This is a genomic window from Xenorhabdus sp. PB62.4, assembly GCF_014467285.1.
Classification (GTDB): Bacteria; Pseudomonadota; Gammaproteobacteria; order Enterobacterales; family Enterobacteriaceae; genus Xenorhabdus.
Genome location: NZ_NKHR01000008.1, coordinates 84,422 through 101,232 on the forward strand (window position 1 = coordinate 84,422; position 16,811 = coordinate 101,232).

A 16,811-nucleotide genomic window follows, 5' to 3' on the forward strand; every position below is an offset into this window, starting at 1 on the left:
GTTCACGTAAAGGTACACTTATAGAATTATGCACTCCTATAGAAGGTTAAAGAAAAATTTCCGGTAAAAATCGAAGCTCAAAGAGTCTGTTCATAATTTATTGAACAAACTCTTTGATTAAAAGCGAACATAAAATTATCTCATGGCATATTCTTAGGATTGTTTCTGTAATAATGGATAAATAAATTCAGTGTCCCGCCCCAAAAAACACCATCGGACAAACCGCTCACAAAACCAAACATCAGATTAAAATTGAAAGAATGTAACAATGCAGGATTAACACCTGACATGGAAGAAATAATGAATTTTACTATAAAAACCACAAGAATGAGGATTAAAGTCAAAGGCGTTCCTGATCGAATAATGAATCCACTGTCACTTCCTTTTCTTAATCTAGGTTGGTTTTTCCATAACATCCATCCTACAACGCCCCCCGCCAATATCCCCAATATGAACATTAATAATGCAATATTTGTAAATACTGTTTCATTCAATACATTATAACCACCCCATATAAAGAACAATATTGGTAAAAAGAACAGACGTTCAATCCGCATTTTCCTGTCATATAACGCATTGATACCTCGTTTAATTAAAAAAACAAATAAAATCCAAACCCAAAGTGGCGTATCTTTCAAAATGGACAGAATCGACATATCACCTCCCTTTATCATATTGCTGATAAAATGATTAATGATTTAAATAAAATAGACCATTACTCGCACTTATTCACCAATAATGGTTATAAAAATCAAGTTTAAAACAAATTGCGTTTTTTGATCAAGGAATACCCCATGGTTATCGCTCATTAGTTACGGAAACATTTATTTTTTGCCCCAATAAGAAAACACAAAAGATATTCACTTTATATTGGCTTGCAATAAGACCAGCCAGTGGGTTTATCCGTAAAAGAATGCTATCGACAATAGCTAAAAAGTTTAAAAATTTTAATCGGGCAGCATAACAGCCTAAAAAACTAAAGGCCTGAGACACAATTACGCTCTTAGCAAAAAATGCAATCGTGTATACCTCAGGCATGATTAATTTAGCGGCCAGAAGCTAATTTGATAAAAACTCTTTCAAGAATGGTATCAACAACTCTGGTTTTTCTTCATGGGGCGAATGTCTCGTAAAAGGAATATTCAAAAAATAAGAATGAGTGACTTTATCGGCTAATTCCGTCGAATTGCTGCGAGAAACCAAGCTATCATGATCCCCCCGAACTACCAGCAATTTACACGTTATTCTGCTGATAGTTTCATTGGGGTAACCGCTCTCACCATTATCAAGCCACATAGGAACAATGCTGCTGAACAATTTGTTGAAATCTGCTTTTGGGTTCAACCTATGATAACTTTCATAGCTATCAGGTAACATTGCTCGCCAACTATCTGCCGTCACCAAGGTAAATATCTCTCTCGTCGGATCCTCTTCTTTTAATGTCCAATGAGCACCTATGATTACTATTTTATCAATTGGGAGACTTCCCGCCGCAGCCAGTCGCAACGCCACAATACCTCCGTCACTGTGACCAATAATGCTGCATTTTCCTAATGTTAAATATCTGACGATTGCTTCTACATCTTGTTGAAGCTGTTTATACGATAAATTTCCTTGCCCTAACGTCGATTTACCCTGTCCCCTGCTATCTATACCAATAAGTTGGTAAGTGTCTCCAAGATCGCCCACAATTCGGTTAAATGTCTCAATATCACTTAAACCACCATGCAAAAAAATTAGTGGGTATCCATTTGGATTGCCTTGCCGCTCGTAATAAATATGAGCACCATCAATTTCTAAGTAACTGCCATTTTGATGATTAAAACTTAACATAAAATAATATCCCCTTTATTTACCTTAGGGCCTAATGGGATAGGCTCTTAATCCAAAGGACACACTCGAATAACATGACCATCAGGATCTTTCACGAGGAAAGTGCGTCCAAACACATCATTATAAGGTTCCTGTTTAATCTCAATGTTTGTGTCCTTTTGCCATCTTTCAAAGAGTCGATCAACTTCTTCGTTAGATGACAACATAATACCAATCTCAGAAAATCTCGGAATAGCACTATCAGGCTTTGCACCTCCGCTCCAAATCGCAAAGATTGCCGCCTTACCCGCAGAAAATGCTACATAGCGTGGGCTGGAAAAGATCGGTTCAGCATTAAAAATAGTTTTGTAAAAAACCGTAGAACGCCCGATATCAGAAACATAAATCAGTTGAAGATTAGGGTTAACAAAGATGGAATCTACCATTTCATTTGTTTCAACTTCATTTTGTTCAACGATCGCCTTAAGCCTTGATATCGTTTCAACCAGATTTTGCGTCACTTGTTTGAAGAAGCCCTCAGCCTGGGCATTTAGCATATTCATTTCAGGCTCAAAAGTAACAGTTACCTGAATGCGCTTTGCCATGCTATTTTCACCGGTCAAAATTTGGTGACAGAAAGTTAATATCCCCATCTGTGGCAGTGTAACCTGATCAGTGAACTCTTTATTCACTTCTACCTTTGCAAGATAGAAACGTATCTCAGGCATACCACCTAATACCATTCTGCCATATTGCCCAGTTTTCACTTCACCTTCGAATTTAAGGTATTCGAGATCAGTCTCCCATTTTTTCCGCAAATCAAAATCAACATAATGAGCCCAAATCTGGGATGGTTTTGCGTTTATCGATGTAGAAAAAATTAGGGTTAACATGAAAAACTCCAATAGTTAGATAGCTGACTCAAAACATGTTGTAGAGTTCACAGAGTAGCAATCTGGTGTGACAATTTTTGTCAGTAGTGTTTTCTATATTTAAATATCAAAGAAAATATCTATTGGATAATCATCAATTATACAGTATTAGACGTATTTTACACTTGCCAGAATTCTCAGAAAATCATATTAACTCTTATGATTTTTATAGCTGCTTAAAATAAAAGATGGGATAACTGAGGAGTGAAGATAATGTTATTCTTATACTATTTAATCTGCAATGATTATAAATGATATAGATAATTTTTATAGCGTTATTTAATAAAAAATATTGTCATAATTTCCACTTAAAATAAGCTCTGGGTTAACGCTTCTTTCGAAACGAATAACCCATTTTTCGAAACCAATTTTACGGCTAGGATATCGTTTTCACCGGCCATTCTCTGTCCATTTTAGTCACAGATACAAGAATAACTTTTCCAGTAGATCGATAATAAATTGCTGATACATCTTTTGACATTGCAGGTTTTTTTATTCTATTCCCATGCCAGGGACACTCCAATGTTCCGTTCGCGTGCTTTTTGCAAAGATGTATAGGACCTCCTCTATGGGGGCATTTATCATTAAGGGCAATAATTTTATTATTCTCAATATAAACTACAGCCCTCTCATTTTCCGTCGGGAAATTAATAAGCAATGCCCCGCTATAATAGTTGATTTGTTTTACTCCCATTTATCTAAATCTCCTATTGTATAAATTTCATAATCGCAAGACTCTGAATTAATTAATGCACCATGCAATCGATTATTTTCTATCATAATCCCTTCCCCGGATTTTAAAATTGTGGATTTTCCAAAACCGTTCAGAAACTCTATAGTCCCTGATTTAACATGACATAGCTCATTTTGATCATGAGAGTGAGTTATTGACAATTCATTGTATGGCTCCGTGAGCTTAACACAAGGGATAATGTTCTTACTCGCGGCTTCTTTTACTTTTGTTATGATTTTATTATGTGTATTTTTATTTTTTTCACAATTATCCTTCCATTTTATCTGGCGTATAAAATCTTGTTCACTGATTTCACCGATTAAACGTGACTCCTCAAAGCCTCTGATTATTTCTGTTGCTGCAATTTGACCATATTTATCTATAGAAGGTGAAACTAATCCTTCAAATACCATTCTTGAATGGTCTATATCTATATGACAATGCTCATTGAAGTATTTTACATTAATATTTGGCAATGTTTCTTTGAGTACATTTCTCCAAATTTTACAGCTTGTAATAAAAGATGTCTCTGCTTGGTAAATCGCACCGATATAACGAAAAAACTTCCGCTTATCTTTGGTAACCATATTATAATAATTTGCTAACAGTAAGCTGCCATTAAGATAATATTGCCAATAATAGTGAGGTGTAGGATTTAAATTAACTGAATTAAGTGTATCTTGATATAGCTTTGAATGTTTTTTAGAAAAATCACCATATCCAAGCTCATCAATAATAATCTTAAATAAAGAACTGCCAATTTCTCCATAGCTTCCACTAGCATATCTGGCCATAGGGCTTGATTCAATCAAAAAATCCAAAGATAGCTGAATCAGCCAATCTTTTGCGGTTGTAACCGGATCTAACGATGTTAAAATCGCATTCGCTGATGGAAGAGAGGTGCATTTCATTGATTCATTTGCGAAATAAAAAAAATACTCTTTGACTTTTTCTTTATTCCAATTTTCCGTAATACTTATTTCATCATCAAGAAAAGAGAAAAGATAATTTTCCAAAAATCTAATCCCTATATTAGAGGTAATAAATCTCTCATCCGAATAGAAATTCTGATAGTCATCCCATACAAATTCATCCTGCTCAGGAAGCATTAAAAAATCCATTTCATTCATGGTAAAAAGCGTTCTGTTTGCAGCAAATGCACTATAGGTTAAAATAGTATCTCTGGTTAAAGGATTTGAAAAATCAATATACTTAAGAACATGTGGCCTGATCCTGCGACCATAAAACTTTTCTTCGTAAATATTTTCATTATCAATACATTGCTCTGAATCAGAAAAAGCAAGAACCGCATCTCTGCCAATATTCATATCATCAAAATTTTCGATTTTCCGATAGTCACGTATGGATTTCTTATTCATTTTAAAATTCCTCAAGTGTGAACTTGCCATTATATTCCAGAGATCCACGATATTTTTTATCTTTTAGTACTTTTTTTGGTGTATGTAACGGATGGAATGCCTGATGCCAATGGCTTTGCAAGCCTACCTTATTTGAAACATTGAATGAACCAAACCTGGCAATAAAGAAAGATAACATTCCATAACAAGTACCTTCTTCCTTTATTGAAAATATCGGATTTTCAGTTTTTGAAACCTCTTTTAAATAATCATAATTTTTTATATTAGTGATAGAAGTCAGAATCCGAATTTCATAAAGACATGCTCTGACAGGAAAGAAATTTTTTGTGCTATAGCGATTTAGTGGAGATAGCTCCAAGCCATTAACAATAGCAACATTATTTAGATTATATATTTCTTTACTATCTACAAGATAACCATATTGCTCTATTTTACAAGGCATAATTATAGTTTTTGGCTGTGCTATTTTTTTTATATCCTCTGCAATAGAATAAAAACCCTCACCGATAACACCACAATCAATAGTTTCAGTAAAAATAATATCAGGAGTAAAATCCAGATCACCGTCCTCTATCACTTGGAAACTGGATTTATTTAATAAAGTAATACGTTTATCTAAGTTATTTAGTTTAAATATTAAAGCTGCTTGTTCGGATAATTGTTTGTTCGTTTCACAAGTCAATACCCTTTTGGCTCCATATTTTGCAAACATCATTGATATTAAACCAGCACCTGTACCAATTTCAAAAATACTTTTACCTGTTAAATCAAGCTCCTTAATAGCACTTTCTAACGCTAATGTTCTCGCTTTATCATTTAACATAGAGAAATGCCAACTGTCAAATGACCTCACGCTATTGTTAAGCATGACATCCCCCTTATCTATTAGCCCGTTTATTCTTGTGAGTATATTAAATATTAATTTTACATCTAAGAATTAATTAATTTCATTATTAATGATAATAAATTGTCATATCCTTTTTTTGCAAATAGATAATGATATCTCGCCCGTAAACAACCATGTATAGCTTCATCTTCAATATTGACATAAACTTTAATTCCATTCTGTTTCATGCGAGCTGACATTTTTTTCACATCATCAGACAACGGGTCAATCGCCGCAGCCCAAAATACAGCAGGAGGTAATCCTGAAAGGTTGTCAGCAAGTAACGGAGATGCGTATGGAACAAGTTTATTCTCATTCTGACCAAGGTATGATTTTGTAAAGAAATACATTTCATCACAAAATTCTTTAGACGCATCGCTAACTGCCTTTTGAGCCCATCGATGAACATCCAATACAGGATTGATAGCAATAGAACCGGCCAACTGTGGTAAGTTGTTATCTCGTAACCAAAGTGGTAATGCTATTGACCAACTACCACCACAACTCTCACCTGCAAAATAAATTTGATCAATATTGATATCTTTTTGTTTTGCAATTTTACGTATAAAAAGATAAACATCACAGCAATCTTCAAGAGCGGCAGGATGCGGATGTTCTGGAGCGAGTCGGTAATTAAAAGTAACAACTCTTATATTTAGATCAAGAACTAAATCCCTCCCCATAGTATCAACAACGCTCAAATCGCCACTTACAAAGCCACCACCGTGAGCATATATAATACAAGGTAAAGTTCGCTTTGATTCAACCTGTTCATTGGGTGAATAAATTCGGACATCAATTGCTTTGCCCGTTACTGAACTTTGGCATTGCAAATCTTCATAAACAGCTCCGTCTCTTGGTGTCGGAGGAAACTGTGAAAACAATGCGTTATAAGAATATCTAACATAATCAAGATCTTTGCAGTAAAAATCTGGTGACATTGCATTTGAGCAAGCATATTCATAGTCTTTCATAGATTGTGTCAATTTAGCTCTCATTTGTTATCTCCCTTAAATAAATGTAGCAACTTTGTTTTACAGCCAAAAAACACCGAAAACACCCCATTTTTTGCTTTTCAATTCTTAAAAAATTTAAATTATCGAATTTGACAGTAAGAAATAGGAAGAATGCCTATAGCGTTTACCTTTAAGATGTTAAAAAAATAGGTAATTTAGGTTAAAAATAACAGTAATCGTGTTGATAAAGAGTCAGTTAAAAATCTTGCACCTTATTTTTTATACTTATTCCGCATAGTTAAGAAAAATATAACACCTGTGAAAATTTCTATTTGAAATAGTGGTAATTAACATTATTTCAATTATCACTGTATCAGTGATTAAAAATACCAAGCGGTTTATATAATTATTTTCATTGACACATTAGCTGTTATTACACCAGGTGACCTTTATCAATTAATAAACAATAGATGCCCCTAATGTATTCTATTATATTATTAAGGAAATTAATTATGTCCTTGAACAAAAACAGCACGCTATTAACTGAGTCAGATCCCCGTTGGTTAGATATAAAAACCAAAAATATCAAAGCTGATGGCCTCTTCGTTTACGCCAACACAATGACAAAAGTTTATTGCCGCCCATCATGTCCATCGAGAATTCCTAAACTTAATCACATTGAAATTTTTGACAATTACAAACTTGCTGAAAATAAAAATTATCGCGCATGTAAACGATGCAATCCTAATGGCGAGTCAACTTCAGAAAAAAATTCACGTTTAGTAGCAAAAGCATGCAAGATTATAGAGGACAGAAAAGGAGATATAAAACTTAATGAAATATCAATACAGGTAAAAATAAGCGCTTGTTTTTTTCATCGCATTTTTAAGAACATCATTGGCATAACCCCTAAACAATATAGCACAGCCATTCGCATTAATAATATGTATTGTGAGTTAACTAAAGAAAATAAAAATATAACGAATGCCATATATGACTCCGGTTTTAATTCTTGTAGCAGGTTTTATGCTATAGCTGATGATTCATTAGGTATGACACCAAGTGTCTATCGGAAAGGTGGTAAAGATGTCTTAATTCAGTTTGCTATTGTTAAATGTTCATTAGGCAATATTCTAGTCGCCCGTTCATTGAGAGGGATTTGCGCTATCTCATTTGGTGATAACCCAACAAAACTTCTTAACAATCTTCAAGATCAATTTTCTAACGCCAAATTTATTGGTAACGATTTAAATTTTGAGAATATGGTTACAGAAGCCATTAATATTGTTGAAAAAACACACTCTCAATTTAATCTACCCCTGGAGATTAAAGGTATTGTTTTTAAACAGCGTGTATGGAAAACATTACTCACTATTCCGGCGTTAACTACTTATATACCCAATTCGCCAATATGCTAGTACTAAGTTTATTTTTTCACTAACATAGTGTCACTAATTTGGTATTTTTTGTGTTTCCCGCCATTCTTTAAGTAATGACTGTCTTGAACGGGGATAGCACCATTTTTCAACCTTTAAATGATTAATTCTATCCGATCTGAAATGACGAAATGTTTCTCGCAATTCACACCACCCAATGACAATACTGATATTTTCAAAATATCCCAACGCAAATGGCCATATCGTCCTTTCGGATTGATTCCCTTTCAGATCCCGATAAGCAAAAGTGATTTTACGCCTGTTACTGATTGCTTGCCGTATTTGCTGAATATCAACGGTAGGCTGAATTTTCGTGGAAGCAGGCCCCACTAATAATGAATTGGTTTCCAAAACTTGTTTTAATTCTGCCGGGATAACTGCTGCAATTTTGTTAATTGCGCTGGCTGCGGATGTTTTTAACTGTGGATCTGCACGCTTAGCAACCCAACTTGCGCCCAATGACAAAGCCTCTATTTCATTCTGCGTCAGCATCAATGGCGGCAGGACAAAACCCGGCCGTAAAATATAGCCTATACCAGCCTCACCTTCAATGATTGCACCTTGAGCCTGTAAGGTAGCAATATCCCGATAGAGTGTTCTTAAACTAATGTCTAATTTTTGTGCCAGTACTTTTCCCTGTACAGGAAAATGGTAACCACGCAACATCTCCATAAGAGATAACAAACGTTGTGCTCTGGACAAGGCATTGTATCCTTAACATTCATCGGCTAATTAATTAAAACTCATAAAGTTTATCATCATCTCTTAGCAAGAAATAATTTATTGATCAAACAAACAATTTTTCTTTTATTTTATTTACATTTTTTATTTTATTAGTAATGTTGATAATTTGACCTATAAGGAACTTAGGGCAAGATGACTATTTATAATCTGAAACCTCATTTTCAAAACCTCTTACGTCCTATCGTAATCTCTTTGCACAAAAATGGTATTACCGCTAATCAAGTCACATTGGGAGCGATGTTTTTATCAATCGCTATTGGTTCATTATTGAGCCTATTTCCTTTTTCCGCTCTCTATTGGCTACTGCCTGTTTTTCTCTTTATCCGCATGGCTCTCAATGCGATTGATGGCATGTTGGCACGAGAGCATCACCAGAAATCCGATTTAGGCGCTATTTATAATGAAATTGGGGATGTTATTTCCGATGTCGCTCTCTATCTCCCCTTCTGCTTTTTACCGAACGTCAGCAGTGCGAGCGTGTTGGTTATCTTATTCTTGACCATCCTGACGGAATTTATTGGCGTTTTGGCCCAAACTATAGGCGCATCACGGCGCTATGACGGCCCAATGGGAAAAAGTGACCGCGCTTTTGTCTTCGGTACTTATGGATTGATTATTGCCATTTTCCCTTCTGCTTGGAGCTGGAGCCACTATTTGTTTCCTTTCATGGGCATTTTACTCTTGATGACTTGCTACCAGCGTGTTGTTAAAGCCTTGTGTGAAATCAGTCTGGATGAAAAGTTACAATCTAAATAAGGAATTAATATGACACAGTTATCGAAGGCACTTTCATCAAATACACTTTTATCAAATACACTTTTATCGAATACACAACCACCAAATCAACGGATTGCCGAAGAACATTATTTCACCACGTCAGATTCAGCTTCCCTGTTTTACCGTTATTGGCCGCAGCAAAAACAAGCTAAGGCCGGGAAAGCCATCATTATTTTCCATCGTGGTCATGAACATTCAGGGCGAATCCAGCATGTCGTTGATGAACTCAATCTGCCCGATGTACCAATGTTCGCCTGGGATGCCCGGGGACACGGAAAAACAGAAGGGCCACGAGGTTATAGCCCATCAATGGGTACGTCGGTTCGTGATGTTGATGAATTCGTGAGGTTTATTACCGCAAAGTACGATATTGAAATGGAAAATATTGTGGTGATTGGTCAAAGTGTTGGCGCAGTGTTAGTGTCTGCTTGGGTACATGATTACGCTCCCAAGATTCGGGCAATGATCCTCGCTGCACCTGCGTTTGATATCAAGCTGTATGTCCCCTTTGCGGTGCAAGGATTGCAACTAATGCAAAAAATGCGGGGCGTTTTTTTCGTCAATTCTTATGTGAAAGCGAAATTCCTGACTCACGATGAAGCCCGCATCACCTCTTATGACAATGATCCTCTCATTACCCGCGAAATCGCCGTTAATATTCTATTAGAACTTTATCAAACCGCAGAACGTGTAGTGAAAGATGCCAGTGCCATTACATTACCAACCCAACTATTTATTTCTGGCAGCGATTATGTTGTACACCATAAACCACAGCATCAATTTTACCAGCGGTTGAACACCCCGATTAAAGAAAAACATGTAATGGAAGGGTTCTACCACGATACACTGGGCGAAAAAGACCGCCATTTGGTTTTCAGCAAAATACGTACATTTATCGAGCGCGTTTTTGCGATCCCTCGTTATCAACATGATTACAGCAATGAAGATATTTGGAGTCATACCGCAGACGAGTTTCGGGAATTATCACTTCCATTACCACGTCTCTGCCCCAAAAACCTCAGTTATAAGCTGATGCGTAAGGCAATGAATACACGTCTGGGCAGAACGTCTGAAGGCATTCGTCTCGGTCTGGAAACAGGTTTTGATTCCGGTTCCACACTGGATTATGTCTATCGCAATCAACCACAAGGCCAGGGAATTTTCGGGAGAACACTGGATCAACAATATCTCAGGGGCAACGTTGGCTGGCGTGGCATACGGCAACGAAAAATCAATATGGAGACATTAATCCGTCAGGCCATTCGCTATTTACATCAGCAAAACCATCCTGTTCATATTGTTGATATAGCTGCCGGACATGGGCGTTACGTTCTTGATGCAATCAATGATTTCAGCAAAATTGATTCTGTTTTATTAAGAGATTACAGCGAACTCAATGTCATTCAAGGACAAGAGTATATTGAAGAACGTCACCTTGCAGACAAAATTCGTTTTGTTATCGGTGATGCGTTTAATGCTGACAGCATTGCGTCCATTACCCCAACACCAACATTGGGCATTGTTTCCGGCCTTTATGAGTTATTCCCCGACAATGCGCTAATCAAAGATTCTTTACATGGCCTTGCCAGTGCCATCGCAGAAAACGGCTACCTGATATATACCGGGCAACCTTGGCATCCACAACTTGAAATGATCGCCCGTGTTCTTTCCAGCCATCGTGAAAACCAACCGTGGATTATGCGTCGGCGTACTCAGGGAGAAATGGATGCGCTGGTAGAAGCCGCTGGTTTTGAAAAACAATACCAATTAACCGATAACTGGGGCATTTTCACTGTATCAATCGCCAAAAAAATTCAACATTGAGAATAAGCGGATGAAACACCCGACAAAACTTCCTCACAATAATCGCCCGCGTTTGTGGCTGACAGCCGCTGTCTGGCTGTTGCTTCTGGCGCCGTTCTTTTTTATTACTTACGGGCAAATCAATCAACTCACCGCGCAAAGAGACGATGTGGAAGTGATGGTGTTCAGTTGGGAACATGACATTCCTTTCTGGTCATGGACGATTATTCCTTACTGGAGTATCGATTTATTTTACGGAATATCACTGTTTATCTGTACCTGCCGCCGTGAGCAATGGATTCACGGCTGGCGATTAGTGACAGCGTCACTGATTGCCTGTGTCGGGTTCCTGCTATTTCCGCTGAAATTTTCGTTTTCCCGTCCCACGACCGAAGGTGTTTTTGGGTGGTTATTCGATCAACTGGAACTGTTTGACCTGCCCTATAATCAGGCACCTTCATTACATATTATCCTGCTATGGTTACTCTGGTTGCGTTATGCCGCGCACTTACATGGTTGTTGGCGTGGATTGCTGCATATCTGGTCTGCTCTCATTGCATTATCGGTTCTCACGACCTGGCAGCATCATTTTATTGATGTGATCACCGGTCTTGCCGTGGGAGTCATGATCAGCTACCTGCTCCCTATTACACACCGTTGGCACTGGCAACCAAGCCAAGATAGCTATGCCAGAAAATTATTTGCCTATTATGCAGCAGGCGGTCTCTTGTTTGCGCTGATGGCATTTGGATTAGGCGGCGCTTTCTGGATCTTGTTATGGCCTGCTATATCCTTATTGATGGTCGCTCTCGGCTACGCTGGATTGGGCAGTTCAGTGTTTCAAAAACAAGCCGATGGTCGAATGTCACTGCCTGCACGCTGGGTAATGGCTCCCTACCAATTAGGTGCCTGGATTTCTTACCTTTGGTTCAGGCGAAAAAGCGCGCCTTATAATCAAATCGTGGAAGGGATCATTCTTGGTAGTTTGCCACACCCGTCAATCATCAAATCAGCCAATACAATCAGTGTGTTGGACATGACAGCAGAATGGCACAGGAAACCAGATACCTATACAACAGACTATGTTTGCCAACCCCAAATCGATTTATTGCCATTGGGACCTGAAGCACTACAATCCGCAGTTTGTACGCTGGACAATTTGCACCAAAAAGGGAGCGTATTCATTCATTGCACGCTTGGTCTGTCTCGTAGTGCAATGGTAGTGGCCGCATGGTTGCTGAGACGACATCCTGAATACGATATTTCTACTGTCATTGATATGCTCCACCAAGCCAGGCCCCATGTTACCTTCAGGCAAACACATTTGGATGCCCTTGTTCAATGGGCAGAATATTATCGTGACCGGAGAATGTAATATGCAGCCAGAGAATCTGACAAACAAAGTGGTTATTATCACATTACAAAGTTGGCGCTTTATTTCGGGTTTATCCGCATTTTCGGTACTTATAGCGACAACAATATGGATAACAACCGCAAGCAATCATGCAATTTATGCCATCTCGTTACTCTTTGCCCTGTCCAGTCAGTACTATTGTTGGCGTATTTGGCTCGATTGCCACTATTTTCAGCTTTTGAGTTTGCATCCTGAAAAGAGTGCTGAGTTCGATCAAGCATTATTGCTGATATTCAATAAAACCCCCCGGTCACGAACACAGAAAGATCGCTTTCAAGGTTCAATCTCATTGTTAAAACGAGCGGTTATAAGTTTGATGCTGCAATTGGGGGTGCTTTTACTGTTTATCCTAATGAGATAAGCAGCTCCCAAAAACATGCGAAATTGAATATCGTTTCCCTTTAGAATTACATGGCATTAACAAAACCAATTTAATCATTTGATTTTTATTTCATGAACGCTAATCTATTAATTAACTTTTTGACATGTAACACCTTTCTGCGCTGATAAAAGCGATATGCTGTCTTCTCTTTTTTTCAGCACGTCTCTTGATGTCTTATTTTTGGTTTTTATTTCAATGAATACTCGTAAAATTAAGGGGATACGTCCATTTAGTGCATTTATTGACTCTTGTTGGAAGGAACCTTACTCTTTTTCTCGTTTTATCAAGGATATCATTGCCGGGATCACAGTGGGAATTATTGCAATTCCTCTGGCAATGGCGTTGGCAATCGGCAGTGGTGTTGCACCGCAATATGGCCTATATACAGCAGCTATTGCAGGGATTGTTATTGCTCTCACCGGAGGATCTCGTTATAGCGTTTCCGGGCCAACGGCGGCTTTTGTGGTGATCCTCTACCCCGTGTCACAACAGTTTGGCTTAAGCGGTCTACTTATCGCCACGCTTATGTCAGGCATTATTCTGGTTGTCATGGGGTTAGCACGGTTGGGTCGATTGATCGAATATATTCCCTTATCCGTCACATTGGGGTTTACTTCTGGTATTGCGATTACTATCGCCACCATGCAGGTACAAAACTTCTTTGGCCTGAAACTGGAGCATGTGCCAGAAAATTATATCGATAAACTCATTGCTCTCTCCCAAGCGTTTTCTTCATTACAGTTGAGCGATACACTTATCGGTTTTACCACGCTGCTGGTATTGATTTTCTGGCCAAAACTGGGATTAAAGTTACCGGGTCACTTACCGGCTTTGATTGCAGGTACTGGCGTCATGGGTATCATGCACTTGCTAGGCCACGATGTAGCAACGATTGGCTCATCATTCAGCTACATTCTGGAAGATGGTACACAAGTCCAAGGTATTCCGCCTATTCTCCCCCAATTCATTCTGCCGTGGAATTTACCTGATACTCATTCCTTCGATATTAGTTGGAATACAGTATCAGCACTGCTGCCCGCTGCATTTTCAATGGCCATGTTAGGGGCAATTGAATCTTTGTTGTGTGCCGTTATTCTGGATGGCATGACCGGAAAAAAACATCATTCCAATGGTGAGTTGATTGGTCAGGGAATGGGCAATATTGTCGCCCCTTTCTTTGGCGGAATTACCGCAACCGCCGCTATCGCCCGCTCAGCCGCCAATGTGCGTGCAGGAGCAACTTCACCAATTGCTGCTGTTATTCACTCCCTGCTGGTATTATTGACGCTGCTGGTTCTCGCACCGATGCTCTCTTATCTCCCACTTGCCGCGATGTCAGCCATTTTGCTGATTGTGGCGTGGAATATGAGTGAAGCCCATAAAGTTGTGGATTTAATCCGCCGTGCACCTAAAGACGATATCATCGTCATGCTGTTGTGCCTGTCACTGACGGTTCTGTTTGATATGGTGATAGCAATCACGATCGGTATCGTTCTGGCATCGCTCTTGTTTATGCGCAAAATTGCCAATATGACCCGAATCAGTATTTCTCCTGCAACAAATAGTGATAAGAACCTGCTGGTTATACGAATTAACGGCCCTCTGTTTTTCGCTGCCGCAGAGCGTATTTTTGCTGAGTTGAAAGAAAAAGGCGCTGACTATCAAACCATTATTATGCAGTGGGATGCAGTTCCGGTGCTGGATGCGGGTGGATTGCATGCTTTTCAGGGATTTGTTCGGGAAACAGGGAAAGAGAAACATATCGTTGTATGTGATATCTCCTTTCAGCCTTTGAAAACGCTGGCAAGAGCCAAAATCGAGCCGATTAAAGGGCAATTAAGTTTTTATGCGACCTTAGCTAAAGCGTTGGAAGAAATAGATTAATCTAATTGCCTATACCAAGATAAGAATATTAGACTGAAAAAAACATCTAATATTCTTATCTTGCAGCTTTCAAGGTAAGTGCATTTTTCAGCCCCAAAATGAAAACTTACTTCGCTTATTATGATTCCATTTTTCCAGAATAAGCATCCATCACTTTACGAATGTGTTCCTCATTAACCGCATACCATCGTTGATATAAATTGCGCATTTTTGAATTATATACTGGGCGGTATAGACCTGTTTTACAAGACGCTGCTCCTTCAAATAATCCAATCACACCATTTTTAGGTTCGCGGGTCGGTATTTGTGTTTCAGGTTTAATATGGTGTCGCCATTTAATTTTATTTCTATTTGTCTCAATAGTAATATTTGGTGCAGAAGGCTCACTGTCAATCTTACAATTTGTACTTTCACATACATATACATATTCATCAGCCAAACCATAAGCTGAATGTCCAAATTCATGAAGTGCCAGTTCTGTAGCTGAACTATGTATAGTGAGTGTTGCAATACCCTCATCAGGATAACCAGCACCGCCATATTCTTCTGTATTTCCCACAGCCAAAATTTGATCATATTCGCCATAACCTAATACATTATTAGCAGCCTGTTTAGCTAACCCAGAGCATATAGTTAGGAGTCGCCCCTTTAATACCATATGAAGTGCAGTATTTCTTCTTTCTTGTGAAATTCCAGAGTCTTTACTAATGAGATTAAGACGAATGAATCGAAAACGATTTTTTAATGAAAACATAAGGGGATCAGAGAAAAAACCCGTCATGATTTTTTCAGAATCTTTTTTCCATTTCTCCATGTCATTTTGCGTATAACCATCACCCATTAATGCAATAATTAATGGGCGATTTATAGTTCTGTCTTCTTTTGACATAACTTCATACGTTATAGGAGAATAAATGTTTTCTATACCTTTACATTTAGTTGCAGAAATAACCTCTATGTCTTTGCGATTTAACATCAGTGAGGTTGTTGCTTGGTGATAAGTTAATAAAGGATCAACTTCTACAATTTTAATTTTTTCTACACTGTCTGGATAAGGAATTACTGTATGAAGGTTAACAATAGGTAATTCTTCATCTCTAACCTCCTCAATCTGACCTGATTCGGGATTGAAAATTTCAACACGAAGTTTATCATCTGACGCAACAAAATGATTAGATATTTCAATTCCTCGACTGTCTAGCAAAAAAATTCTCCATCCTTTTTTTTGGGGAATTAACTCATCTCCAATTACAACAGGAACTCTAAAGTATCCTATGTCAGATTCTAATATTTTAATACTTTTTTCTGAAGGTTTATTCTCTTGCAATATATGCAGAAAAAGGCTTTTGTTTTTATTCATTTTGAACACCTACTATAGGATAATTTGCTGAGTGGAAATGGTTTTTTACTAAAAAACCTCATAATGATTGTAACTTTTAACCACGTTTTTTTAAAATTAGGCGGATTCACATAATAAATGTGATGCCATTACTCTCAAAGTAAATGATTACATACTCTTTATTACCAACTTCCTAATTAGTAGCCATAAGTATTACACTTATGGTCGGTATACTATCATTATAGTATAACTTTTTAGTTTTGTTTTTTTAAAAAACTTATCAAATATTCAATTAGTATATATGCACTGACATTATAATTACAGATAGTTATAT

General features: G+C 37.8%; 15 protein-coding genes. 6 read left to right on the top strand and 9 right to left on the bottom strand.

All coding sequences use genetic code 11. From position 1 onward, the window contains the following. Positions 1-140 precede the first annotated feature (140 nt). From Xenpb_RS09370 to Xenpb_RS09400, 7 genes are all read right to left on the bottom strand, one after another. Positions 141-656 (bottom strand): DUF6622 family protein, encoded by a 516-nt coding sequence (locus Xenpb_RS09370; protein ID WP_187654070.1) that lies wholly within the window; start codon positions 654-656, stop codon positions 141-143. Between the two features lie 403 nt (positions 657-1,059). Beyond that, entirely contained in the window at positions 1,060-1,833 is a 774-nt protein-coding gene (locus Xenpb_RS09375; protein WP_187654071.1) for an alpha/beta fold hydrolase, read from the bottom strand. 47 nt (positions 1,834-1,880) lie between these two features. Next, positions 1,881-2,705 carry a VOC family protein gene (locus Xenpb_RS19980; RefSeq protein ID WP_255523095.1) on the bottom strand — a complete coding sequence of 275 codons (825 nt, stop codon included), beginning with the start codon at positions 2,703-2,705 and terminating at the stop codon, positions 1,881-1,883. Between the two features lie 415 nt (positions 2,706-3,120). Next, positions 3,121-3,438 (bottom strand): Rieske 2Fe-2S domain-containing protein, encoded by a 318-nt coding sequence (locus Xenpb_RS09385; RefSeq protein WP_187654072.1) that lies wholly within the window; start codon positions 3,436-3,438, stop codon positions 3,121-3,123. Next, positions 3,429-4,856: an iron-containing redox enzyme family protein gene (locus tag Xenpb_RS09390; protein ID WP_187654073.1), complete on the bottom strand. Its 1,428-nt coding sequence runs from the start codon at positions 4,854-4,856 to the stop codon at positions 3,429-3,431. Before Xenpb_RS09390 ends, Xenpb_RS09385 begins: the two co-directional genes overlap by 10 nt. Position 4,857: 1 nt before the next feature. After that, the gene (locus Xenpb_RS09395; protein ID WP_187654074.1) at positions 4,858-5,724 is read right to left on the bottom strand and encodes a 50S ribosomal protein L11 methyltransferase; all 867 of its coding nucleotides are present in this window, start codon (positions 5,722-5,724) and stop codon (positions 4,858-4,860) included. Between the two features lie 62 nt (positions 5,725-5,786). Then, positions 5,787-6,740 carry an alpha/beta hydrolase gene (locus Xenpb_RS09400; protein WP_187654075.1) on the bottom strand — a complete coding sequence of 318 codons (954 nt, stop codon included), beginning with the start codon at positions 6,738-6,740 and terminating at the stop codon, positions 5,787-5,789. Positions 6,741-7,210: 470 nt separating this feature from the next. Here Xenpb_RS09400 and Xenpb_RS09405 point away from each other — a divergent pair, with 470 nt between their 5' ends. Beyond that, on the top strand, positions 7,211-8,116 hold the full coding sequence (locus tag Xenpb_RS09405; RefSeq protein ID WP_187654076.1) for a bifunctional transcriptional activator/DNA repair enzyme AdaA: 906 nt from the start codon (positions 7,211-7,213) through the stop codon (positions 8,114-8,116). Positions 8,117-8,149: 33 nt separating this feature from the next. Here Xenpb_RS09405 and Xenpb_RS09410 read toward each other — a convergent pair whose 3' ends face one another. Then, positions 8,150-8,836, bottom strand: a complete 687-nt coding sequence (locus Xenpb_RS09410; RefSeq protein WP_187654077.1) for a YafY family protein — start codon at positions 8,834-8,836, stop codon at positions 8,150-8,152. A gap of 174 nt (positions 8,837-9,010) precedes the next feature. Here Xenpb_RS09410 and Xenpb_RS09415 point away from each other — a divergent pair, with 174 nt between their 5' ends. From Xenpb_RS09415 to dauA, 5 genes are all read left to right on the top strand, one after another. Continuing rightward, the gene (locus tag Xenpb_RS09415) at positions 9,011-9,634 is read left to right on the top strand and encodes a CDP-alcohol phosphatidyltransferase family protein (protein WP_187654078.1); all 624 of its coding nucleotides are present in this window, start codon (positions 9,011-9,013) and stop codon (positions 9,632-9,634) included. A 9-nt stretch (positions 9,635-9,643) separates the two neighbouring features. Further along, on the top strand, positions 9,644-11,479 hold the full coding sequence (locus tag Xenpb_RS09420; RefSeq protein WP_187654079.1) for a bifunctional alpha/beta hydrolase/class I SAM-dependent methyltransferase: 1,836 nt from the start codon (positions 9,644-9,646) through the stop codon (positions 11,477-11,479). A gap of 10 nt (positions 11,480-11,489) precedes the next feature. Continuing rightward, on the top strand, positions 11,490-12,833 hold the full coding sequence (locus Xenpb_RS09425) for a phosphatase PAP2/dual specificity phosphatase family protein (protein ID WP_187654080.1): 1,344 nt from the start codon (positions 11,490-11,492) through the stop codon (positions 12,831-12,833). Between the two features lies 1 nt (position 12,834). Then, positions 12,835-13,233: a hypothetical protein gene (locus Xenpb_RS09430; RefSeq protein ID WP_187654081.1), complete on the top strand. Its 399-nt coding sequence runs from the start codon at positions 12,835-12,837 to the stop codon at positions 13,231-13,233. 216 nt (positions 13,234-13,449) lie between these two features. After that, positions 13,450-15,138: a C4-dicarboxylic acid transporter DauA gene (dauA, locus tag Xenpb_RS09435; RefSeq protein WP_187654082.1), complete on the top strand. Its 1,689-nt coding sequence runs from the start codon at positions 13,450-13,452 to the stop codon at positions 15,136-15,138. A 118-nt stretch (positions 15,139-15,256) separates the two neighbouring features. Here dauA and Xenpb_RS09440 read toward each other — a convergent pair whose 3' ends face one another. After that, complete coding sequence (locus tag Xenpb_RS09440; RefSeq protein ID WP_222942926.1) at positions 15,257-16,498, bottom strand: M64 family metallopeptidase; 1,242 nt, start codon at positions 16,496-16,498, stop codon at positions 15,257-15,259. Positions 16,499-16,811 lie beyond the last annotated feature (313 nt).

Bases quoted from the DNA above. Each gene is read 5' to 3' on its own strand.
- Xenpb_RS09370 (WP_187654070.1), bottom strand. From the start codon at position 656: ATGTCGATTCTGTCCATTTTGAAAGATACGCCACTTTGGGTTTGGATT.
- Xenpb_RS09375 (WP_187654071.1), bottom strand. From the start codon at position 1,833: ATGTTAAGTTTTAATCATCAAAATGGCAGTTACTTAGAAATTGATGGT.
- Xenpb_RS19980 (WP_255523095.1), bottom strand. From the start codon at position 2,705: ATGTTAACCCTAATTTTTTCTACATCGATAAACGCAAAACCATCCCAG.
- Xenpb_RS09385 (WP_187654072.1), bottom strand. From the start codon at position 3,438: ATGGGAGTAAAACAAATCAACTATTATAGCGGGGCATTGCTTATTAAT.
- Xenpb_RS09390 (WP_187654073.1), bottom strand. From the start codon at position 4,856: ATGAATAAGAAATCCATACGTGACTATCGGAAAATCGAAAATTTTGAT.
- Xenpb_RS09395 (WP_187654074.1), bottom strand. From the start codon at position 5,724: ATGCTTAACAATAGCGTGAGGTCATTTGACAGTTGGCATTTCTCTATG.
- Xenpb_RS09400 (WP_187654075.1), bottom strand. From the start codon at position 6,740: ATGAGAGCTAAATTGACACAATCTATGAAAGACTATGAATATGCTTGC.
- Xenpb_RS09405 (WP_187654076.1), top strand. From the start codon at position 7,211: ATGTCCTTGAACAAAAACAGCACGCTATTAACTGAGTCAGATCCCCGT.
- Xenpb_RS09415 (WP_187654078.1), top strand. From the start codon at position 9,011: ATGACTATTTATAATCTGAAACCTCATTTTCAAAACCTCTTACGTCCT.
- Xenpb_RS09420 (WP_187654079.1), top strand. From the start codon at position 9,644: ATGACACAGTTATCGAAGGCACTTTCATCAAATACACTTTTATCAAAT.
- Xenpb_RS09425 (WP_187654080.1), top strand. From the start codon at position 11,490: ATGAAACACCCGACAAAACTTCCTCACAATAATCGCCCGCGTTTGTGG.
- Xenpb_RS09430 (WP_187654081.1), top strand. From the start codon at position 12,835: ATGCAGCCAGAGAATCTGACAAACAAAGTGGTTATTATCACATTACAA.
- dauA (WP_187654082.1), top strand. From the start codon at position 13,450: ATGAATACTCGTAAAATTAAGGGGATACGTCCATTTAGTGCATTTATT.
- Xenpb_RS09440 (WP_222942926.1), bottom strand. From the start codon at position 16,498: ATGAATAAAAACAAAAGCCTTTTTCTGCATATATTGCAAGAGAATAAA.